The organism is Massilia pinisoli, from assembly GCF_024753285.1.
Taxonomy (GTDB): domain Bacteria; phylum Pseudomonadota; class Gammaproteobacteria; order Burkholderiales; family Burkholderiaceae_D; genus Telluria; species Telluria pinisoli.
The window spans coordinates 1-624 of the sequence record NZ_JANUGW010000064.1 but is presented as its reverse complement, the minus strand read 5'-3'; the positions used below and the strand labels follow the sequence as shown (position 1 = coordinate 624).

The following is a 624-nucleotide window of genomic DNA, read 5'->3' as shown; positions in this document are numbered from 1 at the left end:
TTTCCATCGACGAGCACCTTCCCGGACTGATGGCGCATACCAGATTTCCTTTAGTTCGGTTTTGAGCAAGTAGACCGTCGCCAAGGGGCGGTTGGCGGCCAGTAGCTCTTCCAGCTTGACGGCCTGTTCGGCCTTCAGATTGTCGCGGTTGCGCAGTAAAAGCCAGCGACTGCGCTTGATGACCTGGCGGGCCTTCGGCTCTGCGCGCAACGTATTGGCCTGGTCGACGCGTACTCTGTCGACAACTTCACGGCCGAAGCGGGCTACGACATGAAACAGGTCATAGACCACCTCGGCATTCGGACATTGCTGGCGAACTTCAAGGTCCATAGCCGTGTTCATGTCCATGGCAACCGCTTCAATTCGCTGGCAACCTTCCTCCCCCAGCATCTCGAAGAACGGCCGGATCGCCTCCCGGCTGTTGCCTTCTCCAACCCACAGCACCCGCATGCGCTCAGCATCCAGGGCCACGGTAGCGTAACGATGGCCCTTGTGCAGGGCAAACTCGTCCATGACCAGCCGCCGTGCGCCCTCTGCCGAGAAGTTGCCGTGCAGGTGCTGCAACCGTCGATGGTCGATCTCTTTGATGGTATGCCAGTGCAGCCCAGTCAGGCGGGCTATATG

General features: G+C 59.6%; 1 protein-coding gene. It reads right to left on the bottom strand.

What is annotated here, in order from left to right; translation table 11 throughout:
- On the bottom strand, nt 1-624 hold a 624-nt coding region (locus tag NX784_RS28755), incomplete at both ends, for a transposase (protein WP_258820089.1).